This window comes from Chryseobacterium balustinum (assembly GCF_900168205.1).
In the GTDB taxonomy this organism is placed as follows: domain Bacteria; phylum Bacteroidota; class Bacteroidia; order Flavobacteriales; family Weeksellaceae; genus Chryseobacterium; species Chryseobacterium balustinum.
Map to the genome: position 1 here is coordinate 80,292 of NZ_FUZE01000012.1, position 26,383 is coordinate 106,674.

General features: G+C 34.0%; 20 protein-coding genes. 5 read left to right on the top strand and 15 right to left on the bottom strand.

What is annotated here, in order from left to right:
- Window positions 1-3: 3 nt before the first annotated feature.
- From B5X64_RS14010 to B5X64_RS14025, 4 genes are all read right to left on the bottom strand, one after another.
- A complete protein-coding gene (locus B5X64_RS14010) occupies window positions 4-2,781 on the bottom strand; it encodes a glycosyl hydrolase (RefSeq protein ID WP_079465870.1) in 2,778 nt (925 codons plus the stop codon).
- A gap of 156 nt (window positions 2,782-2,937) precedes the next feature.
- Window positions 2,938-4,263: a rhamnogalacturonan acetylesterase gene (locus tag B5X64_RS14015; protein ID WP_228418921.1), complete on the bottom strand. Its 1,326-nt coding sequence runs from the start codon at window positions 4,261-4,263 to the stop codon at window positions 2,938-2,940.
- Complete coding sequence (locus tag B5X64_RS14020) at window positions 4,263-7,067, bottom strand: glycoside hydrolase family 2 protein (protein WP_228418923.1); 2,805 nt, start codon at window positions 7,065-7,067, stop codon at window positions 4,263-4,265. Before B5X64_RS14020 ends, B5X64_RS14015 begins: the two co-directional genes overlap by 1 nt.
- Window positions 7,068-7,114: 47 nt before the next feature.
- A complete protein-coding gene (locus B5X64_RS14025) occupies window positions 7,115-8,494 on the bottom strand; it encodes a rhamnogalacturonidase (protein WP_079465851.1) in 1,380 nt (459 codons plus the stop codon).
- 409 nt (window positions 8,495-8,903) lie between these two features.
- On the opposite strand from B5X64_RS14025, the gene B5X64_RS14030 reads away from it, so the two are divergent.
- Window positions 8,904-9,353, top strand: coding sequence for a GNAT family N-acetyltransferase (locus B5X64_RS14030; protein WP_079465852.1), 450 nt, complete (start codon window positions 8,904-8,906; stop codon window positions 9,351-9,353).
- Between the two features lie 8 nt (window positions 9,354-9,361).
- Entirely contained in the window at window positions 9,362-9,838 is a 477-nt protein-coding gene (locus B5X64_RS14035) for a GNAT family N-acetyltransferase (protein WP_079465853.1), read from the top strand.
- A gap of 20 nt (window positions 9,839-9,858) precedes the next feature.
- On the opposite strand, the gene B5X64_RS14040 is transcribed toward B5X64_RS14035, so the two are convergent.
- Window positions 9,859-10,425 carry a Crp/Fnr family transcriptional regulator gene (locus B5X64_RS14040; RefSeq protein WP_079465854.1) on the bottom strand — a complete coding sequence of 189 codons (567 nt, stop codon included), beginning with the start codon at window positions 10,423-10,425 and terminating at the stop codon, window positions 9,859-9,861.
- A 128-nt stretch (window positions 10,426-10,553) separates the two neighbouring features.
- Here B5X64_RS14040 and B5X64_RS14045 point away from each other — a divergent pair, with 128 nt between their 5' ends.
- Window positions 10,554-11,180 (top strand): chloramphenicol acetyltransferase, encoded by a 627-nt coding sequence (locus B5X64_RS14045; protein ID WP_079465855.1) that lies wholly within the window; start codon window positions 10,554-10,556, stop codon window positions 11,178-11,180.
- Between the two features lie 133 nt (window positions 11,181-11,313).
- Here the strand turns inward: B5X64_RS14045 and B5X64_RS14050 are convergent, their stop codons facing one another.
- The 4 genes from B5X64_RS14050 to B5X64_RS14065 are packed head-to-tail and all read right to left on the bottom strand — an operon-like array spanning window position 11,314 to window position 14,977.
- Complete coding sequence (locus B5X64_RS14050) at window positions 11,314-11,916, bottom strand: flavodoxin (RefSeq protein ID WP_079465856.1); 603 nt, start codon at window positions 11,914-11,916, stop codon at window positions 11,314-11,316.
- A gap of 28 nt (window positions 11,917-11,944) precedes the next feature.
- Window positions 11,945-12,928, bottom strand: a complete 984-nt coding sequence (locus tag B5X64_RS14055) for an aldo/keto reductase (RefSeq protein WP_079465857.1) — start codon at window positions 12,926-12,928, stop codon at window positions 11,945-11,947.
- A 13-nt stretch (window positions 12,929-12,941) separates the two neighbouring features.
- Entirely contained in the window at window positions 12,942-14,096 is a 1,155-nt protein-coding gene (locus B5X64_RS14060) for an aldo/keto reductase (protein ID WP_079465858.1), read from the bottom strand.
- A 29-nt stretch (window positions 14,097-14,125) separates the two neighbouring features.
- Window positions 14,126-14,977, bottom strand: coding sequence for an aldo/keto reductase (locus B5X64_RS14065; protein WP_079465859.1), 852 nt, complete (start codon window positions 14,975-14,977; stop codon window positions 14,126-14,128).
- A gap of 164 nt (window positions 14,978-15,141) precedes the next feature.
- Between B5X64_RS14065 and B5X64_RS14070 the strand changes: the two genes are divergently transcribed.
- Window positions 15,142-16,038 carry a helix-turn-helix domain-containing protein gene (locus B5X64_RS14070; protein ID WP_079465860.1) on the top strand — a complete coding sequence of 299 codons (897 nt, stop codon included), beginning with the start codon at window positions 15,142-15,144 and terminating at the stop codon, window positions 16,036-16,038.
- Between the two features lie 130 nt (window positions 16,039-16,168).
- Here the strand turns inward: B5X64_RS14070 and B5X64_RS14075 are convergent, their stop codons facing one another.
- The 5 genes from B5X64_RS14075 to B5X64_RS14095 form a co-directional block, all read right to left on the bottom strand.
- On the bottom strand, window positions 16,169-17,422 hold the full coding sequence (locus tag B5X64_RS14075) for an efflux RND transporter periplasmic adaptor subunit (RefSeq protein ID WP_079465861.1): 1,254 nt from the start codon (window positions 17,420-17,422) through the stop codon (window positions 16,169-16,171).
- A gap of 1 nt (window position 17,423) precedes the next feature.
- Window positions 17,424-21,788: a CusA/CzcA family heavy metal efflux RND transporter gene (locus B5X64_RS14080; protein WP_079465862.1), complete on the bottom strand. Its 4,365-nt coding sequence runs from the start codon at window positions 21,786-21,788 to the stop codon at window positions 17,424-17,426.
- A gap of 159 nt (window positions 21,789-21,947) precedes the next feature.
- Window positions 21,948-22,274, bottom strand: a complete 327-nt coding sequence (locus B5X64_RS14085) for a DUF6660 family protein (RefSeq protein ID WP_317127484.1) — start codon at window positions 22,272-22,274, stop codon at window positions 21,948-21,950.
- Between the two features lie 398 nt (window positions 22,275-22,672).
- Window positions 22,673-22,993 (bottom strand): transposase, encoded by a 321-nt coding sequence (locus B5X64_RS14090; RefSeq protein WP_079465863.1) that lies wholly within the window; start codon window positions 22,991-22,993, stop codon window positions 22,673-22,675.
- 57 nt (window positions 22,994-23,050) lie between these two features.
- Window positions 23,051-23,380, bottom strand: a complete 330-nt coding sequence (locus B5X64_RS14095) for a transposase (protein WP_320455815.1) — start codon at window positions 23,378-23,380, stop codon at window positions 23,051-23,053.
- A 458-nt stretch (window positions 23,381-23,838) separates the two neighbouring features.
- On the opposite strand from B5X64_RS14095, the gene B5X64_RS14100 reads away from it, so the two are divergent.
- Window positions 23,839-25,551 carry a tetratricopeptide repeat protein gene (locus B5X64_RS14100; protein ID WP_079465864.1) on the top strand — a complete coding sequence of 571 codons (1,713 nt, stop codon included), beginning with the start codon at window positions 23,839-23,841 and terminating at the stop codon, window positions 25,549-25,551.
- Window positions 25,552-25,593: 42 nt separating this feature from the next.
- Here B5X64_RS14100 and B5X64_RS14105 read toward each other — a convergent pair whose 3' ends face one another.
- Window positions 25,594-26,379: a porin family protein gene (locus tag B5X64_RS14105; RefSeq protein ID WP_079465874.1), complete on the bottom strand. Its 786-nt coding sequence runs from the start codon at window positions 26,377-26,379 to the stop codon at window positions 25,594-25,596.
- Between the last annotated feature and the right edge of the window lie 4 nt (window positions 26,380-26,383).

Below are 26,383 nucleotides of genomic sequence, written 5' to 3' on the forward strand. Positions count from 1 at the left end.
ATTTTATTTTGAATAATGGATTGGAATTAATTGAATCTTGCCATCCAAACCGGAAGTTTGTACTTTCCAATTGGATGCGTCGAATGGTTTATAATCGATATTTACAAAATTGATTTCGTGATAATTTCTCCACTGGATTTTATTTTCATCCATATATTTAATTCGATTCGCCATCAGATTACAAACCTCGATTTGAATGGTATTTTTTCCTTTCTTTAAATATTTTCCAATGTTGATTTCAAACGGAATGCTCCACACAATTCCTGCATCCTGACCATTGACGATTACTTTTGCACTTTCGTACAGCTTGTTAAATTTCAGAACAAAATCATCTGCTTTATTTTTCTTTAGTTTAAATGAAGTCGTATACACTCCTGTTCCTGAAAAACTCTGCGTTGATGAATCTTCTGTAAAATTCGTCCAAGGTTGAAGCTTGTTTAAAGTTTTGGATTTCGGAAGTTCAGGTCCGCCTTCTTTGAAAGTCAGTTGCCAAGGTTGATTTAAAACAATCGGAGTATCTGTTTTTTCAATATATTTCCATTTTGAAATTGAATTATCTGTATTTTCAGAAGCTTTTACAACTAATGATTCACCAGATTTTAGTTGAATTCTAACCGAATTATTCTGTGTTTCACCAATTCCAAAATTTCCATTTTCAGGATTCATCAAAGCCACCTGTTTTCCTGAATAATTTAAAGGAACAAACTCATTGATTTCTTTTGAAGTATGATTGACGATGTAATAATATTTTCCGCCATCAAACTGTCTTCTTACGAATTTCAATCCGGTGTCGGTCAGTTTTTCTCTTTCTATTTTTAAATATTCTAAAGCTTTCGCAACATCCGAACTCAAAACAATTTTACCTTTTCCGAAGCTTGCCATTTTCACATTTCCGGCCTGGTTTTGAAACGGAATTTTATTCCATAAAGATTTTAATTGAGTTCTTCTTTTTTCCACTTCAAAATTTCCTGGAATATCTTTCGGTTCGTTTTGAAAAATAATTGAAGCTCCGTTTTGAGCCAATTCCAAAATATTTTTTAAAGTAGATTCAGGCAAATAAGTCAATTCCGGAATAACTAAAACCTTGTAAGAACCACCATTTTTGGTAACGTGAATATTCTGATTTTCCGACTTCGATTCGCTAATCATTTTATCAGAAACCATATCAATAGAATATCCAATTTTGCTTAATTCTGTCAGGTTTTTGTACATCACTGTTGGCTGTAACCACTTTTCAACATTATGAACTTTAAATGTTACATCTTTCCCTTTCGGACTCGCCCATTGGTCATAAATTGGCCAATACATCAACAGTTCATTATCTGGTTTTCCGCTCTGCAAAACACTTTGAGTTCTTTCAATATAAGAATTAAGACCTTTCAAATGCGGCCACAAGCTATTCTCCGAAACAAAATTGGTAGAAGCATAAAACAGCCAGCCTGGAAACTGAACATCTGAAGGCGTATACGTCGTTCCGTGGTAAAAAATGTGATTGATTCCAGACAAAAAAATCTGCTCGGCTTCGGGTTTTACCTGTGACCACGAAGTTTTAAAATGTTCCGTCAACCACGTAAAAGATTCATTAGAAATCAAAGGTTTTCCGGTAACATTTGCAGCCGAAGATGCAAATTTCAGCATATTAATATCAGGAATTTCTTTTGTATTGATATCTTCCACATTTCTTCTCAACCCTGTAATATCGAATTTTGTGCTTCCAAAAGTTTCAGATTCAGGAATATCGACCGCAGCATACAAATCCAATAAATTTCCCGGCGAACCGTGTGCTTGATTGGTATTTTTAGAATTTTTGGAATGTGCCCAATTGGTGAAATCTTTGGTGAAATTATTTAAAATCAATTCACTCATCGTTTCTCTGTAATCTGATTTTATTCTACCCGCAATTTCGTTTTCTTCATTATTTACCAAATATTTGATGTACGGGCTTACATCGTATCCCCGTCTTTTTTTAAATTCATCTTTAAAATCCGGCGTCCAATCAGCGTTGTAAACTTCGTAACTATCATTGAAAAAAGAACGAACTCCGTAGTTGGAATTTCCAAAAGCTTTATCAAAAGTTTTCAAATAATCTTTAGTTGCTTCCGGTGAAAAATGGTCTAAAGTATAACCATCTCCTCCCGGAGCTGCACGTTTTACTTTTTGAAGCGTTTTTCCAATAAAAACTGCATAAACAGTCCATTTACCAGAATTAGGTTTCCAATCTAAAACACCATCACTATTCACTTTATCAGTCAAAACAACAGCTTCGTTTTTCTCATTATAAGCCGTTACAATATCTAATTTAACCGTCTTTAAATTCTTTTGTTTTTCATCTTTTAAAACAATCTTTTCCGAAAATTTTTCATCTGGAGCAATCGTGTAAGTCTGAACAATCATTTTCGTCGCAGCATCCTGTTCGTCAACCTGCGGTCCACCAATTGGCCAACCTGTTCCAACCGACATATCGACACCCATATTCAGGCTTTTTGCTTTGTTGGTAGTGAACTGAAGCATTTTCATCCATTCCGGAGAAAGATAATTGATGTATTTATCTTCAAATCCTTTTGCACCATAAATTGGAACGATTTCTACACCTCCAAAACCTGCTTGGGAAAGTGTCGTCAATTGTTTATCTAATCCTTTTTCATCAACGGCACTTCCCATCCACCACCAACGTGTCCAAGGTTTGGCAGTCTCAGTAGTTTTTGGCCACGGATTTTGTGCGGAAAGATTTCCGAACGCAAAACAGATAACGCTGAGTTTTATGATATTTTTAATTTTCATTATTAAATCTTTACTTTTAACGTTTGTCATTTAACTTCGTTCAGTTCGAGCAAGCTCTCGTGTCGAGGAACGAGAAATCTGCTTACAAATAGATTCTTCACTCCACTTCGTTTCATTCAGAATGACAAACTGCTTATTATTACTCAGAGATTTTTTTCAATTTCCATCGGGTTTTAAAGTTTCCATAAAGATACTTTCTGGCCAATGGAATTTTTCAACATCATCAGGTTTATTGGGGTTAAAATTTTTATAACTTTTTGAAATATATTTCTTCAAAGGCAAATTTTCATCAACAATAGATTTTACCACACACTTCGCCAATTCGTATGCCCCATATGTGTTGAAATGCGTATCATCTGCCAAAGCGGTCGCCTGATTGGGATAAGAATTTGCAGGATAATAGACAAATGCTTTCTTTGCAGCTTCCGGACCCATTGCTTCAAATAAGGTTTTACTCAACGCATTCAAATCAATTAAATATACATTTTCTTCTTTTGCAATTTCACGCATTGCATCGGGAAAGTCATCCAAAGTATTGACAATTTTATTATTTTTATCAAAAACACGACGGTTCATCGAAGTAACTAAAACAGGAACTGCACCCAGTTGTTTTGCTTTCAGAATCCATTCTTTTAACCTTTTTCTATAACCGGATTTCGTACTGTTTCCGTATTTCTGGTCGTTGTGCCCAAACTGGATGAACAGATAATCTCCGGGTTTTATTTTATTCCAGATTTTATCGATTCGGTGGCGATCTTCAAATGCTTTTAAAGTTTCTCCGCTTTCGGCATAATTCGCAATAACGACTTCATTCGGAACGAAAAAATACGGCAACATTTGCCCCCAAGACGCCCAAGGCTCATATTGCGCGTCGACAACTGTAGAATCACCCGTTATAAATATCGTTTTAGCACTTTTGTTGGGTTGGACGATTACCGAACAGACTTTCGGAGCCTTGTCGTTGAATTCAATGGTCAATAAGTTGTCCCAATGTAAATATTTTCTTTCTCTCGGTTTTAACTTTACAATCCCGATTTCAATTCCATTTTGATTTCGGATAATGCTATCTTTTACGTGAACTGTAATTTGTTTTTCAACAATTTCACCTTTCTTTGTTTTGACATCATTCAGCATCAGTCGACGGTTTTCTACACGGACAGTTGTTTCAGAAGTTCCTTTTGAATCGCCTAGATTTAATTGAATATCATAATTGCCTTCAGGAATCGCAACTGAAAAATAAAATGGTTTATCGCTCGTAATAAAATCACTTGTCAAAGCATTTCCTCCATTATATACAGATTTTAAACCGGAAATATCCATAAATCCGTAACCGATTTTTTTATCAAATTTTGAAGTTGATGTAATCGGAATGAAACCTTTTTCGACTCTGTTTCCACCAAAATCAAACTTAAAAGTTGTCTGTTGTGCTAACAAAAACGAACCTAAGAAAAGCGTTAAAAATTTCATCCAATTCTTCATCATTAATCTGTTAAAATATTTTCTTTTGGCATTATAAACTGCTTATTTTCATCGCCTAAATTCGGCAAACCGAAATAGAAATACAATGTTCTTTTAAACGTTCCATTTAGATGATTTGGTTCACTTTCGGGTCCTAAAGTTGCTGTATCATTATTAATATTAAACGCCAAAACAGTTCCCAATGGCGGAATCGCATCTAAAAATGAAATATTACCCGTTGGAAGTTTCGGATAACCTTCAGCACCATAAATTCCGTAGAAATCAAAAAGCCTAACGAACATTTTTTCTTCTTTAGTTCCAACAGTGATTTTTCCTTCTGCTGTATTCAATTGCATCCAAGAAATATCATCGAAATAACCTTTAAATTCAGGATAAATCCAAGGCGAAAAACCAGTTCGGGTTGAGTTTCGTAGATTTTGCCAAACATTATAAGTTTGTCCTTGAGTTCTGTTTTTCCAAACGTGATACGGACCTTTGCCTAACCATTTTGCGCTGATGACATAATTTTCAGGATAATCAAAACTTACGCCTGAAAACTGGTAATCTCCGGAAAGCGAATATTCATAATTCAATTCTAAAATTCCATTTTGATTCAGTTTCCAAACTACTTTTTTTCCGTCTTTGTATGAAATTTCAATGACTTGGTTTTCACTTTCTGCAAAAGATTTTATGGATGATAATTCTGTTTTTCCATTCACGAAAACAGGTCCGTTTCGGAAAATTATTTTTTTTCCTTTTTTATCTAAAATGACTGACTTTAGTAATCCGTCTTTTTTGCCAAACGAGAATTCTTTTTCTTCTGATTTTAAAATAAATAATGAATCATTTTCTGAAACTGAAACTGGAAATTCTTTGATTAAAAATTTTGAAAACTGTTTTGAAATGTCATCATTACATTTAATTTTCCAAGTCCAGGTGTAAATTTCTTTACCAAAAGAATCGGTTGCGGTTAATAATAAACCTTCCATTTCTTTCCAGGTTGAAGGAAGATTTAAATTGATATTTCCTTTTTCTGTTGGTTTAATATTCGGAGATTCTGTTTTTCCTTTTTGAATAATCTGAAATCCTGATTCTAAAGAAAATGGTGTTTTAAATTTAACCAGTTTCCATTCAAACTGACATTCATTTAGATTGGTAAAATGATAACGATTTTCAACAGGAATGATTCCATTAAAATCATTCGGCAATGTTTTCAAATCAATTTTTACCGGACTGTAAATTTCCCGAATCGCATAAAAACTCCCCTCTTTTTCACGATGTGGTCCGACAACTCCATCCGGAGCGTTGATGGCATTCACATCGATTTGATTATTAAAATCGGTTCTTACCAAACCTTCATCTGCAAACGCCCAAAGAAAACCGCCTGCTCCTTTTTGGGAATTCCAATGAAGTTCCCAATAATCGGCTAATGAAGTTCCGCCACCGCCGTCATCCTGCGCGTGAAGAAACTCGGTTGGCATATAAATATTTTCGCCCTCGAGGATTTTTTTTGTGCTGTAATAATCTTCGTAATGATTACAGTCAATACCATTGAAAGCATTTCCAGGTTTGTGATGTGCGTGGATGACAGGTCGATTTGACAAATCATATTTTGCATATTCTGTATCCAAATCAAAATTATGTCCACCTTCGTTTCCGTTGCTCCAGAAAATGATAGAAGGATGATTGGCATCTCTTGTAACCATTTCTTTTACAAGCTTTTTCCCAACTGCGGTACTGTATTTTTTTTGCCAACCCGCCAATTCATCCAAAACGTACAAACCTAAAGAATCACAAATCTGCAAAAACGATTTATTGGGTGGATAATGCGAACAACGAACGGCATTCATATTCATTTCTTTGATGAACTGAGCATCCATCAAATCGATGTTTTTGTTGACTGCTCGTCCAGTTTCAGGCCACCAAACGTGACGGTTGATGCCTTTCATTTTGATTTTGGTTCCGTTGATGTAAATTCCGTCACCTTTTTTGATTTCAATGGTTCGGAAACCGAATTTCTCTTCGGTTTGGAAAATATTTTTTCTTTTTTTATTTAAACTGAATTTTGCTTTGTATAAATTGGGTGTTTCAGCTGTCCAGAGTTTAGGATTTTTAACGGAGAATTGAATATGTTTTAAGGTATCTCCTGTTTGAATTTGAATCTGAGATTCACCAACAAGAGTGTTTTTTGCATCAAAGATTTCGACCTTTAAATTATCAACTGCTTGGATTCCTTTTAAATAAATATTTGAACGAAAAGTTCCATCTGCTTTGGCATCAATTGATGTTGCTGAGATATTTTCTTTTGGGCAAGCTTCCAAATAAACTGGTCTGAAAATCCCTCCCAAAACCCAATAATCAGCCAATCGTTCTGCATTGTTGACCGATTTATCAGCAGACATTTTCGAAACTTTGACTTCAAGAATATTTTCTTTTCCGAAATTTAATTTGCCAGAAATATCATATTTAAATTCATAAAAAGCACCTTGGTGAATTTCTCCGGCTAATTTACCGTTGATTTTCACTTCGGTATCGGTCATCGAACCTTCGAAAACGATGTTAACCGATTTACCTTTCCACGAATTTGGAACTGAAAATTTGTGTTTATACAAACCAACTTCATCATTGAATTTAAAGTTTTTGCCGTAGGTTACGTAATCTCGTCCGTAATTGTACGAGCCAAATCCCTGCTGTTCCCATTGTGAAGGAACTTGGATTTTGTTCCAGTTTCCTGATTTTCTTCCACCATTTATCCAAAAATCCCATTCTTTCGTATGCTCAGAATCTGTCCCGCTCAGGAATTGAATTTCCTTAGATTGAGAATGCAACAATTGAGAGCATAAACATAAGAGAACGTATATTCTGGAAAAACATTTCATTTTGCGGCAATATCGGAATCGTCTTTTTTGTCGTAAGATTGAGTGAGAGAAGCAACCTGAGTTACATTAATATTTTTCTGCTTTAAATTTTGAATGTTATTCAGGTTTTGCATTTCAGGTTTTAAAGCCATTATTTTAAAGTTTTCAAATGTGAAATCCTTCAAATCGAATAAATCTGATTTTTCAATAGAAAAAGCCGTTTCGCAACTGATGTCGATATTTTTTATTGTGATATTGTTGGCTAATCCTTTTTTAGGTCTTTCCTCTCCTTTTAAATCAAAAAACTGGTTCCAACCTTTTACATATAAAAAGGTTTTTACGTTTCCTGTGATATTTTCAACCGTAAGATATTCGTAATGTTGTGGCGTATCAGGACGCATTTTTAGGTGTAATAATCTTGAAGCATCTTTCACTTTAGAATTACGCAAAATCACGTTATAATTATGAATCGATTCACTTCCACAAGTTAAAACACTGTGGCAAAATCCGAAACTGTTGTCTTCGATAAGGATGTTTCTGTTTTCGCCGTTGTTCGGGTCTTTATCAGATTTCGGACCTTTTCCGCCTTTCAACGCAATTGCATCGTCGTTGACCGACATATAACAATTTTTAATCAAGAAATTGGTACAAGCATCGATGTCAACCGCATCTGTACTTGGGGCTTTTACAGGTTCTTTCGGTGCTAAAATCGTGAGATTTAATAATTTTACAAAATCACTTTTGTAATAATGCGTGCTCCAGAAAGGTGAATTTTTAATGGTGATTCCTTCAACCTGTACATTTTTAGAATTTGAAACGTAAAGAATTCTAGGTCGCATTTCATCCATATTGGTGCATTTAGGATTCCATTCGCGTCTTTTCCAGAATGATTTCCAGAAGCGAAGTCCGTTTCCGTCCAAAGTTCCTTTACCGGAAATCGTGAAACCATCTAATCCGTCAGCGTTAATTAAAGCAGGAAAATATTTTACCGTTTGTCCTTCCATTCTTGTGGTTACTACTGGAAAGTCATTGATGTCATCGCTTCCTTTTAATTTCGCTCCATTTTCTAAATGCAAGTGAGTTCCCTGCTTAAAAAAAACTGAACTAATCAGGAAAGTTCCTTTCGGAACGATGATGACACCGCCCCCATTTTTAGCAGCCAAATCGATAATTGCCTGAATCTGCTTGGTCTGAAGAACGGTACTGTCATTCTTCACTCCATTTTCTGTGAGGATATATTTTTTGCCTAATTTATTGATGTCTGTAGGTTTATTTTCTTTAAACCATTTTGGAATCGTCGTTCCGTCGGGGAATTTGTCCTGACTTTTGAAACCTGAAGAAGATAGAACGAGAATTAAAAGAGACCAAAGGAAATTAGATGTATTTCGATATTTCATAACTTTATTATATTGTTGTATGTCTTGATTTTTATGAATACTTGATTATAAAACACAAAAATCAGTAAAATAACTTTCAAATAAATTATCTGTAGTTTATCATAATACTTAATTTATCGCAAAGTTCGCAAAGATTTTTTACTACTAACTGCTTTTAAAGTTCGCAAAGGCGTTTCACTCAGCCAAGAGCACAAAGGCTTTTCAATTATAACATATTACAGACAATTTAGAAAGAAAATTATTCTTTCATTTCATTTTCATAAAAATACACATTCCGCCACTTTACAGCATCCTGCTCTTTCATGTGGAAAGTTTTAAGATGCTTTTGATTTTAATAAAACTTTCAAATTCAACGGATTTTCATTAAGTTTACCTTTCTTGTATTAAATGAAGTTGAAAATTAATAATCATGAAAGTAATATCTGTAAGACAGAATCCTGAATATAGAGAAAAAGCAATTGAATATTTCCAGAAAAGCTGGTCTGAAATTTCGCCAATTATTTATGAAGACTGTATATCGAATAGTATTGCTGCAGAGCAATCTTTACCTCAGTGGTATTTATTGGAAAAAGATGAAGAAATTATCGGTTGCGCAGGATTAATTACCAATGATTTTATCAGCAGAATGGATTTGTATCCGTGGCTTTGTGCCCTATTTATCAATGAAGATTACAGAGGAAATCATTACAGTGAACTTTTGATTAATAAAGCTAAAGAAGACACCAAAGATTCAGGATTTAAATATCTGAATTTATGTACCGATCACATTGGATTTTACGAAAAATATGATTTCAAATATATCGGACAAGGGTATCATCCTTGGGAGGAAGAATCCAGAATTTATCAGATTGAACTTTAAATATTTTTATGCTTATTGAATACCGAAGCCTTTTACCAGACGAAAGTAAAGAGTACCGAAGAATACGTTTGGAAAGTTTAAAAGAATTTCCGGAAGCTTTTTCTGCAACCTATCAGGAAACTTTGAATGTAGAAAAACTTACTTTGGAAGATGATATTGAAAAACAGACATTCAACAAATTTGTACATGGTGTTTTTGTAAATCGTGAACTGATCGGAATATGCACTTTTGTAAAAAGCGATGAAAACATCGGAAACATTTATCAAATGTATGTTCAGAAAGGCTTTCAGGGAAAAAACATCGGGTTGAATTTAGTTCATTCAACCATAAAAGAAGCTGCGAAACGATATCATGATTTAGAGATTTTCCTTGAAGTATCTGTTGATAATTTACAAGCCAAACATTTTTATTTAAAAGCTGGTTTTGAGCAAATTCGGCAAAATGAAAACTCAAGTGATATTTTAATGAAGTACCGCAGTTTCTAAATCAATATTAATCTTAAGAATTACTCAGCCAAATTCTTTAAACTTCTGTTTAAACTTCTTACCGAAATTCCCAAATACGCTGCTAAATCTTCTTTGGAAAGCTGAATGTCCTGTTTTGACTGAAGTTCCAAAAGTTTTCGTAAACTGTGATCAACTGTGTAGAGCTGCTGAAAAGACGCCCGCTTTGAAGTATTCACAATGCGCTCTGCAAAAGCATCGACGAGTAAAGCGTTGAGTTCTAGATTATTTTTTAAAAGTTCGCGAAAATAAGGAACCGACAATGCATACGCCGAAACATCGGTCATCGCTTCGATATTGCATAAACAGGGAATATTTCTAATGCATTCTATCTCACCAAGAATCTCGCCTTTTCCTAAAAATTCGAGAATAAATTCTTTATCATTTTCTTCACTGAAATAGCATTTCACAATCCCTTCTTTCATCAGCATGACTTTGGATGATTTGTCATTCTGCATGAAAAGCTTTTGCTCTTTTGTGAACTGTTTCAAAATCACATCTTCTTTTCGTTCCTGCTTCTCGTAAAGTTTTGTAATAAAATCTAAAAACGTCTGGTTTGTGCGTAACATATTTTTAATCGGGACAAATGTCCTTTCAGGATTTTTTATATAGGTTGAAATTTGCGGTAGAAAAATACACAATACTGTTGAAAAATAAAATAGTAATCCTACTCGATTTATATAAAATTTAATAAAATATGAAACAACTCATTAAGCTAGATGATTGGAAAAGAAAAGAACATTTTCAGTTTTTCTCAAAATTTGAAGAACCTTTTTTTGGTGTAACCATCAATATAGACTGTACTTTAGCCTATCAACAAGCAAAAGAAAAAGACAACTCTTTTTTTCTTTATTATCTGTACAGAGCTTTAGAAGCAGCCAATGCAATAGAAAACTTCCGTTACAGAATTATTGATAAAGAAGTCTATTTGTTTGCCCAAATCAATGCTTCTGCAACCATCAACAGACCCGATGAAACCTTTGGTTTTTCTTATATGGATTATGATAAAAATGAAGAATTATTTTATCAAAAAGCAAAAGAAGAGATTTCAAGAGTACAGCAATCCAAAGGTTTAATTCCTGCAGGTTCGGGAGAAAATGTTATTCATTTTTCGGCTGTTCCGTGGCTAGATTTCACTTCACTTTCTCACGCAAGAAGTTTTACATTTCCAGACAGTTGCCCAAAAATTTCATTCGGTAAAATCACTGAAAATAATGGTAAAAAATTAATGTCTGTTTCCATTCATGCGCATCACGGATTGATGGATGGTTTTCATATCGGATTGTTTGCTGAAAATTTTCAGGAATTGATGAATGAAAATTAAATAAAATAACGTCTACAGATTTTGTAGACGTTATTTTTTGTAACGTTTGGATTTACTCGAAATTATTTATGATACTCCTCATCACTTACAGGAAGTGACCAAACTAACCGAGCTTTATTATTTCAACTATTCTTTATTGAGCCAAACCAATTCTGGTAAGCCATTCTTTGATCTGCTTTTCTACCTCAACTTTCTTATCACCTTCTATTACAAATAAAATCCCGTCTTTTTCTTTACCTCCTTTCACCGAAAAACTTTCCAACATTTTACTTTCAGGACTGAGTTCCTTAACAGTATCAAAACTGCTCCCGACGCCATAACCTGCATTGGTATTGAACGGAATAATTATTTTACCTTTTAAGTTATATTGTTTCAAAAAACTTTTCATCGGTGGCGGAAGTTTCATTCCCCAGGTTGGAAAACCTACGAAAACAACATCATATTTTTCAATGTTATCAATCTTTGTTTTGAGAGGTGGTAAAAACCCAGTTTCGTTTTCTTTAGCAACCTGGTCAACGGTGGCCTTGTAGTTTTCAGGATATGGATTTTGAAGCTCAAGTTCAATTAAATCTCCGCCAACATTTTTCTGAATGATTTCGGCAACCGCTTTCGTATTTTTTGTTCTTGATAAATAGACAATCAATACTTTTTTATCTTTTATTGCTTCAGTTTTTTGTGCTTTCGAACAAGAAAAAAAGCAGACAATCAATACTATAACGACAGTTAGTTTATGCATTATTATTTATTTAAAACAATTAATACTATTATTTTCCTACTCTCTCCTTCAAATGCTGAGGATATCTTTCGCCAACAATTTCAATTTTGCTTAAAGATTCTTGGATTTGAGATAAATCTTCAGAAGATAATTCAACGGAAGCTCCGCCAATATTTTCCTTTAAACGGTCGATTTTTGTAGTTCCCGGAATTGGAGCTATGAAAGATTTCTGTGCCAATAACCAAGACAAAGCAATCTGTGCGGGAGTAGACTCTTTTTCTGATGCAATTGATTTTAATAAATCTACCAATGCCTGATTGGCTTTTCGGTTTTCTTCTGAAAATCTTGGTACAATATTTCTGAAATCATCTTTTTCAAATTGAGTGGTTTCATTAATTGCTCCTGTTAAAAAGCCTTTTCCAAGTGGACTGAAAGGCACAAAACCAATTCCCAATTCTTCTAAAGTCGGAATAATTTCTTTTTCGGGCTCACGATAGAATAGTGAATATTCACTCTGCAAAGCGGTTACTGGTTGCACTGCGTGTGCTTTTCTTATGGTTTCAGCGCTGGCTTCCGACAATCCGAAATGTTTTACTTTTCCTTCTTGTATTAATTCTTTAACAGTTCCTGCAACATCTTCAATCGGTACGTTAGGATCAACTCTGTGCTGATAAAACAAATCGATATAATCGGTCTGTAATCTTTTCAAAGAATCTTCAACCACTTTTCTGATTCTTGCAGGACTGCTGTCTAATCCTTTCGTAGAATCGCCATCCTGAAAACCGAATTTCGTAGCAATTACTGTATTTTTTCTGAATGGTTTTAAAGCTTCTCCCACCAATTCTTCATTGGTAAAAGGTCCATAACATTCCGCGGTATCAAAAAAAGTAACTCCTTGTTCATAAGCAGTTCTAATCAATTGTATGGCTTCTTGTTTTTCGGTGGGTTTTCCATATCCAAAACTCAATCCCATACATCCCAAACCTAATGCAGATACTTCTAATTTATCTTTTCCTAATATTCTTTTTTCCATTTTCTTTAAATTTTTAATTATTCTTTTTTAAAGGTGCTTCCACATTTGAAAACTGTAAGACAGCCGCCGGCAATCTTTCCCCTAATATTTTAATGCCATTCACTTCCGTATTGAATTGTTTCAACTCATCACCTGTGAACTTTACTTGTTCAGCTTTGCTATTTTCTAACATATGTGCCATCTGCGTTGTTCCAGGAATAGGAACGATCCACGGTTTTTGAGCTAACAACCAAGCCAGAGAAATCTGTCCGGAAGTTGCATTTTTCTTTATTGCCCATTTTTTAAGTACATCTACCAAAGCCAGATTATGAGGAATATTTTCTTTTGAAAAACGACTTTCAATCCCTCGTATATCTCCTGGAGCAAAACCTGTATTGGCATCAATAGCACCTGTTAAAAATCCTACACCGAGTGGGCTCCACGGAACGAAACCTATTCCCAGCTCTTCACAAAGCGGAATAATGGTTTCTTCGGGACCTCGCCATAATAGAGAATATTCATTCTGAATCGCTGTCACGGGATGTGTTTTATGTGCTCGCCTCACAGTTTCAGCACCTGGTTCTGAAAGTCCGTAATGTAAAACTTTTCCTTCCTTCATTAAATCTTTTATGGCTCCTACAACATCTTCAATCGGAACTTCGGGATCAACTCGATGCTGAAAAAGCAAATCGATACGGTCTGTACGCAGTCGTTTCAGCATTCCTTCCACTACAAGTTTTATATGTTCAGGTTTGCTGTTCAGTCCGGGTAAACGCTTTCCTGTTTTTTGATCGATATTCCATCCGAATTTTGTTTCGATCACTATTTTATCACGAAAAGAAGATACTGCTTCACCTAAAATTTTCTCTACTTCAAAAGGTCCATACGCTTCTGCTGCATCAAACAATGTAATGCCATTATCGAATGCTTTTCGGATGATATTATGCATTTCTGCCCGGTTAGGAATTGTCGTTTGATATGTTCTGCTCATATTCTGAACTCCTAATCCAATAGCAGAAACTTCAAGTGATTTTCCTAATTTTCTACGGCTGCTAAGAATATCGTCAAAATTTTTATTTTTAGAAATGTTTAGATCTAGATTAGCTGCTTTGGTTAAGGAATCAAGCGGTAAAAGTGCAGTACCTGCAGCAGCCAATCCCACGGTTTTTAAAATATCTCTGCGGTTCATTTTTAATATTTTTTGGTGAAATAATGCTTTTATGCATCTAGTTTTCTTTCGCTTAGCCATTTAACCATATTCGGATCTCGATGATCAAAAAATAAGCTTGCTTTGGTGTCTAATGTTTGAATAGCCTGAAAATCATCTTTGGTCAATTCAAAATCAAAAATGTCAAAATTCTCAGCCATTCTTTCTTTACGAATCGATTTTGGAATAGCAATAACGTTTCTCTGTACTAGCCAACGTAGAATTACCTGAGCTACAGATTTATTATATTTATTACCTATTTCTATCAATATTTCGTTGTGAAAAATATTGTTTTTACCTTCTGCAAAAGGTCCCCAAGATTGAATCTGTACATTATTTTCTTCCAAAAATTTTTGGCTCTCTGTTTGTTGGTGAAACGGATGCGTTTCTATTTGATTAATTGCTGGAGCAAATCCGCTGTTGGCTATTAAATCAGCAATTCTGTCGGGATGAAAGTTGGCAACACCAATTGCTCTTATTTTTCCTTGAAAATAAAGTTCCTGCATGGCTCTCCAAGAGCCGAATACATCTCCATAAGGCTGATGAATAAGGTAAAGATCTAAATAATCCAGCTGAAGTTTCTTCAAAGATCTTTCGAAAGCTTTCAGTGTATTTTCGTAACCTGCATCCTGAACCCAAAGTTTCGTCGTGATAAAGAGTTCTTCTCTGGGAATCTCACTATTTCTAATGGCATTCCCTACAGCTTCTTCGTTATGATAAGAAGCTGCAGTATCAATTAATCTATATCCTGTTTCGATTGCATCCAGAACTGCCTGTTCGCATTCTTTAGGATCTGGAATTTGAAAGACTCCAAAACCCAGAATAGGCATTTGTAATCCGTTGTTTAATGTTATATTATCCATCTTTTAAATAGTGTTAGAATGTTTGTTATGCAAAGTTCCCAATTGATAATGGGCTTCTTGTTATATGGATTACTGCTTTTATAACCAATATTACTGATAATGCCGTAATGACTTTAATCTGAATATTTTAATGTGTAATTTCGCTTTGTCAAAAAGATAAAACCATGAGTAAAGTTGTTAATTTTGAAACTGTCGATGATTATAATCAGTTTAATAATCACGAGACTACGCATCCTTTGGTAAGCATCATCGATTTTTCTAAAGCGCATCCAAGGACAGGTTCTAAAATGAATTTCAATCTATGCTGCATTTTTTTGAAAGAGGTAAAATGTGGGGATTTAAAATATGGTCGTGCAACTTATGATTATCAACAAGGTACTTTGGTTTTTGTGTCTCCGGGACAGGTTTTGGAGGTAGAAAATAAAACAGATTTATACCAACCCAGCGGACATGGACTTGTTTTTCATCCGGATTTAATCAAAGGGACTTCTTTGGCAAAAGCAATTTCAGAGTATAATTTTTTCAGCTATAATACAAATGAAGCGCTTCATCTTTCGGCTAAAGAACGTCACTTAATTCTGGATCTGTTTGCTATTATTGATAACGAACTGAAGCAATCTGTGGATAAGCACAGCAAAAAACTCATCGCTTCTAATATCGAATTGTTCTTTAATTACTGTGAACGCTTTTATGATCGTCAATTTATCACCCGTGAAAATGTAAACCAAGGGCTTTTGGAGAAATTTGAACATTTATTGAATACCTATTTTTCATCTGACAAACCCAATTCTGTAGGATTACCTTCCGTTGCTTACTGTGCTGATCAACTAAATTTATCTGCCAATTATTTTGGTGATCTAATAAAAAAAGAAACCGGAAAGACCGCTCAGGAATATATTCAGAATAAAATCATTGATGTGGCTAAAGAAAGGGTTTTTAATATTGACAAATCGATCAGTCAGATTGCTTATGAACTGGGTTTTAAATATCCACAGCATTTTATTAGACTTTTTAAACAGAGAACGGGTGTAACACCTAATGAATTCAGAAGTTTAAATTAATTTAAAACAGTATAGGCTCAGAAATGTTTTAAAACAAAATTGAATAAATTTTGAGCTTCATTTATCCAAAAAAAACAACACCCATAAAATTGGATGTTGTTTTTTTATGACTTTAAAAATATAATTTAAATCAATGCCCGTGTTCGCCAGAATTTGATAATTTGGCATTCACAAAAAATGCACCTTTTGTAACCACCGATGCATCGGCAGGAATTTCATTAACGGTAGTAATTGCCGTATATCCCATATCTGAAGAACCTTTTACAATCTCTATTTTTTCAAAATTGACTGTATTAGATGCTTTTCCGTGTGCTTGCTTTTCATCTGCGTGTTCACCTTTTTCTTCAGTATGTTCTTCAGGTTTTTTATTTGTTTTTATAAAAATATAATATTTGCTGTCTGCTTCCACAATGGCTTCATTGGGAACTGCCGGTGTCGTGCTTTTATCAAGACTTACAATTCCGGTAATATTCATCCCGTCGATCAGTCCTGTTTTATTTCCTGTAACAGAGCAATGCACAGAGATCGTTTTACTCTCGTTTTCAAAAGATGAACCAATGCTGTAGATCTTTGCATCGTACTCAATTTCGGGGTTGTTGGTCAGTTTAAAATGAACAATCTGCCCAACCTTCATTTTAGGAAGATCTTTTTCAAAAACCTGTAGATCTAGATGTAACGAACCATTATCAATCACATCGGCAACGGGGGACGAAATATCAACGTAACTTCCTATCTGTGCAGAAATATTACTCACCGTTCCGCTAATTGGCGATGTGATGACCAAACCTGAACGTAAATTACCATTATTAACCGTTGCAGGATTAATTCCCATAATCTGAAGCTGTCTTTGTAAAGATGATCTTTGCGTTCGCAAAGTTTTTAGTTCTGCATCAGAGCTTTGCAGGTTTTTCTTTGCTCCGGCATCATTATCAAACAATTCTTTTTGTCTTCTGTATTCCTGTTCGGCAAATGCAATTTTACTTTTCACCGTAAGATATTGCTCTTGTAACTGGATATATTCAGGATTGCTTATGGATGCGATCACCTGACCTTTTCTTACAAAATCCCCGATTTGCACATTCAGCGTCTTAATAATTCCACCATACATTGAAGTTATAGTGGCTTTATTATTATTTGGAACCCGCAGTGCACCGTTAGCTTTAATCGTAGAAGTCAGCTCTTTCATTTCGATTTTTCCTAAGGTAACACCTACGCTTTTTATTTGTTCATCGGTAAGACTGGCAATGCTTTGTGGAGTTTCATCATCGTGTTCTTCGATTTTTTCGGTTTTAATTTCGCCCTCAGATTCCTTTGTGGAAGCTTCTTTTCCGCAGCTTACAAGAAAAATAAAAGTGAGAGCCGTATAGATGATATTTCTTTTCATTTTATTTGTTGATTAAAGAGTTAATGGTGATTACAGACTGGTTTACCTGTTGTATGGATTCCAAATATTTCAGCTGAATATTAGTCGCAGTCTGCAAAGCAAATAAATATTCGACATAAGAGATTTCTCCGGTTTTGTAACCTAAATGCCCTGCTTTGACAATCTTTTCGGCATTTGGCAAAGCCTGGTCAATGTAATATTGATATTGCTGAATATCCTGTTGATATTGGCTTAATGCATTTTCCAACTGAGCGGTCAATTGCTTTTGTTGCTGTTTGGCATTAGATTCTGCCATCTGTTTCTGATATTCCAAAGATTGAATTCGTGCTTTGGTCGCACCAAAAGTCAATGGAATCGCAACTCCGACACTCGCAACACTGAAACGGTTTCCTGCATTATAAAATTTCTCCTGACCATTCAATGTATGAAAACCAATAATCGACTGATTGGTATAGCCCAAAGTGAATTCCGGCAAGCCTTGTGACTTCTCAACATTTTTGTTTTTATCTGCGATTTCCATTTCCTGATAAAAAGCTTTTACAGTCGGATGATTGGCAATAGCTGTGCTGTCCAGAACATATTCCGCTTTCAACGGTTCATAGCTTTTATTAAGAGGAATCTGAATATCGTCATTTGTATTCAGAAGTGTTTTCAGATTTTTGTAAGCATTATTAAGATAAATCTTATTCTGATTTAATAATAAATTGATTTCTCCTTTCTGTGTTTCTGCAGTGCTTATTTCTATTTTCTTGATGTCACCTGCATTAAATCTTACGGTTGCAATTCTGATAAAATCCTGATAAAGACTATCCAATTTCAACAGTTTATTTTGATTATAATGCAGATATTCAATTTGATAAAAATAGGTTCTTACCTGTTTTGCCAACTCATTAACTGTAATTTCACGATTAATTTGCTTTCCTTTAATTTCCTGCGCAATGAGTTCCTTTCTTGCTTTAAATAATGTAGGAAACGGAATCGTTTGCGAAATGGAAAACGACTGGTCAAATTTCGGACTGTTGTATTGTCCCAATTGTGCATTAAACTCCATTTTCGGAAGTTCATTGGCCGTTGGTTTTAAGCTTTCAGAAACCTTAACGTCTAAGTCTTTTAATTTTATTGAATAGTTATTATTCAGCGCTATTTCTGTCGCTTCTTCTACCGATAGCGTTTTTGTAGTTTGAGCAGCCAATGTTTGTCCAAACAATAAAAAACCTAAAATAATCACCGTCGTTAAAGGTTTCATTTTGATATTTTTTATTTTGAGTTTTGTGCTGAAAATAATATAAAGCATTGGTAAAACAAATAATGTAAGGAAAGTTGCTGTTATCAATCCACCAATAACAACGGTTGCCAATGGTTTCTGAACTTCTGCACCAGCTCCTGTGGAAATTGCCATCGGAAGAAATCCTAACGATGCGACAGCTGCAGTCATCAAAACCGGACGAAGCCTTGTTTTAGTTCCTTCAAAAACACGTTTCAGAATATCAGTTTGACCATCTTTTTCTAATTGATTGAATGTTCCAATTAAAACAATTCCGTTTAAAACCGCAACTCCAAACAAAGCAATAAAACCAATACCGGCGCTAATACTAAAGGGCATATCCCGAATAATTAATGCGAAAACACCACCAATTGCACTCATCGGAATGGCTGTAAAAATTAATGCGGCTTGCTTGAAAGATTTAAATGTAAAATATAGCAGCATAAAAATTAACAAAAGAGAAACCGGAACAGCAATCATCAAACGTTTGCTTGCTGCCTGTAAATTCTCGAATTGCCCACCATACGTGAAATAATAACCCGAAGGAAGTTTTATCTTATTGTCTAATTTTTTCTGAATATCATTCACTACACTTTCCACATCACGGTCTTTCACATTAAAACCGATTACGATTCTACGTTTTCCTTCTTCACGGCTTATTTGTGCAGGACCGAGTTTGTAGCTGATATTGGCAACCTGTGAAAGTGGAATCAGATTTCCTGAGCTTGTAGATATCATCAGATTGTTTACGTCATCAATATTGGTTCTGTGAATGCTGTCTAATCGTACGACCAAATCAAAACGTCTTTCGTTCTCAAAAACCAGACCTGCGCTTTTACCCGCAAAAGCCGTACTGAGCGTATTATTCACATCTTCAATATTCAATCCGTAGTTTGCCATTCTTGTTCTGTCGTATTCTACGTTGATTTGCGGAAGTCCGCTAACCCGTTCAATTTGAGGTGTAGTTACCCCTTCAACAGTTTGAATCACATCATTCACCTTTTCTGCATAAATCGCAAGAGAATCCAGGTTTTCACCAAAAATTTTCACGGCAACATCCTGGCGAATACCAGTCATCAGTTCATTGAAACGCATCTGTATTGGTTGATTTTTTTCAAAGAAAACACCGGGGATATTTTCAAGTTTTTCAGAGATTTCATCAGCTAATTCATCGTAAGATTTTTTTGTTTTCCATTCTTTTTGTGGTTTTAAAACAATAATCATATCCGTTGCTTCCGGTGGCATCGGGTCGGTAGGAACTTCAGCTGAACCTGTTTTTCCTACAACCATTTTCACTTCATCAAATTGCTTAATGATTCTTGATGCCTGCATCGATGTTTCTACACTTTGAGTAAGCGAACTTCCTTGCGGTAAAATACAGTGAAATGCAAAATCTCCTTCCTGTAATTGCGGGATAAACTCACCTCCCATTCTGCTGAATACAAAAATACTGACTGCAAATAATGCAACGGTAGCCGAAACTAAAATGTATTTTAAACGCAGTGCTTTCTGTAATAGCGGCTGGTAAATATTCTGCAGCCTACGCATCATTTTATCTGAAAAATTTTCTTTTGTAGAAGGCTTTTTAGATAAAAATAAGGCACTCATCATCGGAATGTAAGTCAGTGATAAAATCAAAGCTCCTAAGATTGCAAAACCTACTGTTTTTGCCATTGGCGTAAACATCTTACCTTCTACTCCAACCAAAGTCAGGATAGGAATATAAACGATGAGAATAATGATTTCACCAAATGCTGCGCTGTTTCTAATTTTTGAAGCAGAAAGAAAAACTTCTTCATCCATTTCAGCCTGCGTAAGTTTCTGAGTCGATTTTCTGAGTCCTAAATGGTGAAGCGTAGCTTCCACAATGATAACTGCACCGTCTACAATCAGTCCAAAATCGATTGCTCCAAGGCTCATCAAATTTGCACTTACGCCAAAAACATTCATCATTCCTAAGGCAAAAAGCAATGCTAATGGAATCGCAGAAGCAACAATCAATCCTGCTCTGAAATTCCCAAGAAATAATACCAAAACAAAAATGACAATCAATGCGCCTTCAATTAAATTTTTTTCAACGGTATTGATGGCTCTTCCCACCAAATCTGTTCGGTCTAAAAACGGTTCGATAACAACATCTTTGGGTAAAGATTTTTGAATCGTCGGGATTTTTTCTTTCACCAAATTCACCACTTCATTACTGTTGGCTCCTTTCAGCATCATTACAATACCGCCTACTGCATCAACTTTTCCGTCAAACGTCATTGCTCCATAACGTACTGCACTTCCTAATCTTACGTCGGCAACATCTTTTATAAAAATCGGAACACTAGCTGTGTTGTTCTTTACGGCAATGTTTTTTATATCTTCCAGAGAAGCGACAACGCCAATGCCACGGATGAAGTAAGCATTTGGTTTTTTATCGATATAAGCTCCTCCCGTGTTCTGATTGTTTTTCTCTAATGAAGTGAAAATATCGGTCACACTTACACCCATTGCTTTCAGTCGGTTAGGGTCAATAGCAACTTCGTATTGTTTCAACTCACCACCAAAACTATTGACTTCTGCAATTCCCGGTGTACCATTCAGCTGTCTTCTCACAATCCAATCCTGCATTGTTCGCAGTTCCTGGGAAGTATATTTGTTTTCGCTTCCTTTTTTCGGATGCAGAATATATTGATAAACCTCGCCCAAACCTGTACTTACGGGCGCTAATTCAGGAGTTCCGATTCCTTTTGGGATTTCTTCTGCAGCTTCTTTTAATTTTTCACTGATAAGCTGACGCGCAAAATATACATCAACATCTTCTTTGAAAACAACGGTTATAACCGATAATCCAAATCTAGAGATACTTCTCGTCTCCTCAATATCCGGAATATTGGCGATGCTTTGCTCAATGGGGAAAGTAACCAGCTGTTCCACTTCTTGTCCTGCAAGTGTGGGACAAACCGTGATAATTTGCACTTGATTATTGGTAATATCGGGTACAGCATCTATAGGCAATTTGGTTGCGCTCCACACGCCCCAAATTATCCACAACAAAGTCATTATTCCAACGACGATCTTGTTTTTGATGCTAAATTTTATGATTTTATCTAACATAGAATTTTATTTAATTTTTATTGATCTGCAATCTCTTTCTTGCATCAAATAATTGACGCATTCCTGAAATACAAAAATGACTAAGAATACCACGCAATCATATTGCAAAGTTTTCCTACAAGTTTTGATGAAAGAATTCTTTCATCTGATCGTTAAAAATTAAATTTTGGGAGGTTGCCAAATATGGTCGTAAACCTGATAGGCAATATTGTTTCTATAGAAAAGAATTTTCTTTGAAAAATACGTTTTAACCTGTAAAGGAATTTCTAAAAACGGATCGATTTTAAATGTGGTTACTGTAATCTGACAACAACTGCAAAAGCAAAAAGGAGAACAACCATCATCTATATCATGAGAATGAGAGTCTTCAGTATTTATCGAAATCTGACTGTAATTATTCCCTACAGGCTGTGCTTTTACATCACTGCACGGCATGATGAGCAGTGCAATAAAATAAAACATCATTATAAGCCTTAAAAATTTCACACAACAAAAATATAAAAATAGTTGGTATAACTAAACTTTATTGCAGTTTAGTATTTATCTTTTAGTATTGATAGCCTAATAATTTTCTAATATGATAAAAGAATCATTCGATCAACCTTAAATCCTGGGTTACGATTTCAGCATTTCCTCTTAGCTCATTGTCGAATTTCAAAGTCTTGTTGTATTTACCTTCTCTTTTACTAAAAGCTACTTTCGGAAAATATCATCATTACGTTTGAACCAACTGGAATCAAAACCAAAACCTGAGGATTAAGTAAAAAAATTTTTATTCAACCTACAATTAAGACAAAAACAACGCAATGAAAATCATTTGCGTTATTTTACTTTCTGTACTTTTGGCTGCAAAGTATACAGTTTCCTAATATTTTTTTAAATATTTACACTAAAAAATGCTTTTTCCATTTGGCAACCGTATTCCTGCTCAATCCATAATATTTTGCCAGTTCAGAATTATTCAGGTTATTTTTTTTCTGATAATCAAGAATTTTAAAAATTGTTGACTTATCATAAGACCTGTGTCTTCCATCATTAAGAAACTCTTCACTTTGCTTCTTTCCAAATAAGATAATTTCAAGGTTGATAACATCCAGTTGTGAAAAATTTTCTTTCTGTAAAATTGGTTGGCAGTCTTTTTCCTTTTCAGGAAATTTCATTTTAAGAAGATCCCTATAGATCCTTTTATAATCAGGTTTATTCATATTATAGTTTTTTGTTTTTTATAAATAGTATCAATTCATAAATTATGTAGTACGCTTTTAATATTTTTCAATCCACTTTAATAGAGTCGTTTTAGGAATTTTATACTCCTCTATAATCTGGGCTTTTGTTTTTTTCCCTGTTCGGATGAGTTCAAGAATAAATTTGATAATCTCTTTGGTATAAAGATTTTTTCTAAAACTTGGAAGAGCATTTTTATTTTCTTGGTTACTAGCAACGCTCGAATTTTTTGCGGAAAATAAAATAAGATGCTGAGAGTAAATTCTAAAAAAATCGTACTCAAGAAATTTACACCATTGTAATAGAATACTCGTAGGAAGACTTACCGCTTCGTACATATCTTGTATTTCATTTTCTTTGCAATTCATAAAATTACAAATGCAGCTACTTTCAATATTATTTGCTTCTACCTCTTTTCGAATTAAAGATCCAATGTATATTTTTTTGTAATCTAACTTCATTTTAAAATTATTATTATCACAAATCATTATCAATAAAAGTGTAATGATTAATAAGTTTAAAGTTTCTTTTGAAAATTATTAATTTAAAAAGCCTCTTTTTCGAACAGATTTAATATTTTTTCAAATCATATAAAACGAAAATACATTTAGAAAAGTAAATTAATAAGAATTGAGCCGTTAATTAACATTAATGGAAACTAAAACAATTAAATAAAACGTTAATTTTAAAAAAATAAACAACTGAAAATAAGTACATTAAAAAATAAATAACATTAATTTCATAAAAAGTAATTTTTAATGTTTTTTACCTCATGATTAATAGAAAATTATACTAATATTGTCACCATAAAAGACATTTACTATAAATGATTAAATTTTTACTCTATTTTTTAACCTTTAGTTTTTTATTTATCTCTTGTAATTCGTCACGAGATGATGATTATTTTGATACGCTAAATAAAAAAATAAGCAAATCTCTTGCTTCTCCAAACGAAGACCGCGATGTTATAGTTAAAAGATTTTATAATGAAGAATTACAAAAATATAATCAAAACAAAAAACAACTTTATCTGGTAAGCAGTAAATACATAAATGTACTTTACTATTCTGAAAAAAGAAATGAACAGATCCCGCTTGTCTATGAGCTTTTAAAACTCAATAAGGGAAAGTACAAGTATGTGGATATTGCCTGCAACTATAATCTGGCAACTCACTTTGAAATTAGCTCTCCCGATTGGTCAATGAGGCATATAAATGAAGCTATAAAACTAAATGAAAAAGTAGGTAATAAATACTACCTACCCCATTTATATCATTTTAAAGGGCGGCTGTTGTACAATAAAGAGGATTATCAAAATGCATTAGTTTTCTTTAAGAAAGCATTAAACACTTATGACAAAGAGAAAGATCTGATTTACGTAGCATCTATGCATAATAATTTCGGAATGTGCTATGATAAAATGGGAAAAATAGATTTAGCTATTAAAGAAACCAATATAGGAATACAGATATTAACGCAACAAAAGGAAATAAATAATAAGCAAAAGGTTTTTATTTATTACATGAAGGGCAGTCTGGCTGAATATTATTGGGAGTTAAAAAAATATGATATCGCTGAAAAATTATTTTTGGAAAAGTGGAAATTCTCTTTTAAGAATGGCAATAATAAAATGGCACTTTATGCAGCTAAAGATATTTTGAGTATTTATGATGCTACAGATAAAAGAACCGATGAAGATAAAATTATAGAATCTCTTAAAATTATTGAGCCAAAGCTTGAAAGAGTAGAAGATAAAATCATTCTAACTAAGCTCATTAAAGATTATTATTTAAGAAAAGATAATTATAAAGATTTTAAGGGTATTTCTATGAAATTGGCAGAATTAAATGATGAGCAAGATCATTTGGCTCAAAAAGAACTCCGTAAAACAGTGGATGCCATCGACAGCTATATCATTAAAGAAATCAATAATGAAAAAGAAGATGAAAAGAAAAAAAATGCACTATTACTTTTCTCTTTAGTCCTTATAATTGTTATTTTCATTGGTTTTATTATTATTTTAAGATTGAGAAAAAAGAAGAAAGAAGGGCATATAGAAAAAGAGAAAATAATACTTGAAGCCTCAAAAAAAATTCTTGAAAAAGACCTCCAACTGCAAAAAGAAAAAGTAAAAAACCTCCATCTCAACCTTAATTTGACAACAGAAACTCAAAAAGCATTTCTGGAAAATTTAAAAAAAATAAAGAAAACAAAAAACATTGAGCCTGAGGAAATTATAAAGGATTTGCAGTTTAAAATAAATAACTTAATACAGCTTGATAAAAAGAATAATGAGCTTATTAACGAAAGCTCTTTGGAAAATAAGTTATTTATGGATAAGCTTTCTGAAAGATATCCTATTCTCACCCATCAGGAATTGAAGCTATGTGTTTATTTTAAATTGAATTTATCAGGAAAAGAAATCGCTCTTCTTGAAAAATTTACAGTTGGAAGTATCAGAGTTTATAAAGCTAAGATAAAATCAAAAATAGGATTAAGTAAACAAGAGAACTTAAATGATTTTTTGAATACTATTTAAAAGGAAATTAAATAGTATTCAAAGTTTCTAATGATTTATTAATTAAAAAACATATCCAAAACCAATCGTAAAATAGATGGGTCTCATTCCAAAAGTAATGGTTTTAAAATCAGATTTGAATATATCATTAAATCCAAAACTTAAGTTTGAAAATACATTAAGGTGTCTTGAAGCATTCCAGGCACCTCCCACTTCCACTCCGTATATAAAATTCCTCAAATCATTTGAAAAATCGTAAGTGGCTGTTTGGTCTCCACTAAAAACAACTTTCTCGCCAGTAGGTCCGCCTTCTCGAAGATAGCCATCATACACATAACCAGAAAAATCCTTTTCTAAGAGCAAAGACCAAAAAGTTCCAAGAGAAATACTCCATTTATTATTTATCCCATAAACCGCTGATACAGGAATTGTTAAGTAAGAATTGACTACTTCGGTAGAAACACCTCCAGTCCAGTTTCCGGCAACACGTTCTCCGTTATCACCAATAATCTCCATACCGTAGTTTTTGACCTGTGCATCTGTTTCCATCCCCTTATTTTCAAGCCTAACACCGGTTCTGATACCCCAGGATTTTCTTTCTTTACCAAACCAATATGTTGCATTTCCTTCAATACTAAGATTGAGCTTTGGATTGAAATTATTGATTTTTCTAATTTCGGCTGGCAAAGGCAACGGGCTGAAACCTCCTATATTAATACCTGCCCTAATTCCATAAACGATGCTATCTTCATGCGCCTTATGATTTTCTGTTACCATTTCCTGTGCCTTTAAAATGATAAAGTTTCCTAAGAAGAACGTGAGAAAAGCTACAAATTTTAACTTGATCATTGTA

Excerpts from the sequence above, each read along its gene's own strand:
- B5X64_RS14010 (WP_079465870.1), bottom strand. The coding sequence starts at position 2,781 with ATGAAAATTAAAAATATCATAAAACTCAGCGTTATCTGTTTTGCGTTC.
- B5X64_RS14015 (WP_228418921.1), bottom strand. The coding sequence starts at position 4,263 with ATGATGAAGAATTGGATGAAATTTTTAACGCTTTTCTTAGGTTCGTTT.
- B5X64_RS14025 (WP_079465851.1), bottom strand. The coding sequence starts at position 8,494 with ATGAAATATCGAAATACATCTAATTTCCTTTGGTCTCTTTTAATTCTC.
- B5X64_RS14030 (WP_079465852.1), top strand. The coding sequence starts at position 8,904 with ATGAAAGTAATATCTGTAAGACAGAATCCTGAATATAGAGAAAAAGCA.
- B5X64_RS14035 (WP_079465853.1), top strand. The coding sequence starts at position 9,362 with ATGCTTATTGAATACCGAAGCCTTTTACCAGACGAAAGTAAAGAGTAC.
- B5X64_RS14040 (WP_079465854.1), bottom strand. The coding sequence starts at position 10,425 with ATGTTACGCACAAACCAGACGTTTTTAGATTTTATTACAAAACTTTAC.
- B5X64_RS14045 (WP_079465855.1), top strand. The coding sequence starts at position 10,554 with ATGAAACAACTCATTAAGCTAGATGATTGGAAAAGAAAAGAACATTTT.
- B5X64_RS14050 (WP_079465856.1), bottom strand. The coding sequence starts at position 11,916 with ATGCATAAACTAACTGTCGTTATAGTATTGATTGTCTGCTTTTTTTCT.
- B5X64_RS14055 (WP_079465857.1), bottom strand. The coding sequence starts at position 12,928 with ATGGAAAAAAGAATATTAGGAAAAGATAAATTAGAAGTATCTGCATTA.
- B5X64_RS14060 (WP_079465858.1), bottom strand. The coding sequence starts at position 14,096 with ATGAACCGCAGAGATATTTTAAAAACCGTGGGATTGGCTGCTGCAGGT.
- B5X64_RS14065 (WP_079465859.1), bottom strand. The coding sequence starts at position 14,977 with ATGGATAATATAACATTAAACAACGGATTACAAATGCCTATTCTGGGT.
- B5X64_RS14070 (WP_079465860.1), top strand. The coding sequence starts at position 15,142 with ATGAGTAAAGTTGTTAATTTTGAAACTGTCGATGATTATAATCAGTTT.
- B5X64_RS14075 (WP_079465861.1), bottom strand. The coding sequence starts at position 17,422 with ATGAAAAGAAATATCATCTATACGGCTCTCACTTTTATTTTTCTTGTA.
- B5X64_RS14080 (WP_079465862.1), bottom strand. The coding sequence starts at position 21,788 with ATGTTAGATAAAATCATAAAATTTAGCATCAAAAACAAGATCGTCGTT.
- B5X64_RS14090 (WP_079465863.1), bottom strand. The coding sequence starts at position 22,993 with ATGAATAAACCTGATTATAAAAGGATCTATAGGGATCTTCTTAAAATG.
- B5X64_RS14095 (WP_320455815.1), bottom strand. The coding sequence starts at position 23,380 with ATGAATTGCAAAGAAAATGAAATACAAGATATGTACGAAGCGGTAAGT.
- B5X64_RS14100 (WP_079465864.1), top strand. The coding sequence starts at position 23,839 with ATGATTAAATTTTTACTCTATTTTTTAACCTTTAGTTTTTTATTTATC.
- B5X64_RS14105 (WP_079465874.1), bottom strand. The coding sequence starts at position 26,379 with ATGATCAAGTTAAAATTTGTAGCTTTTCTCACGTTCTTCTTAGGAAAC.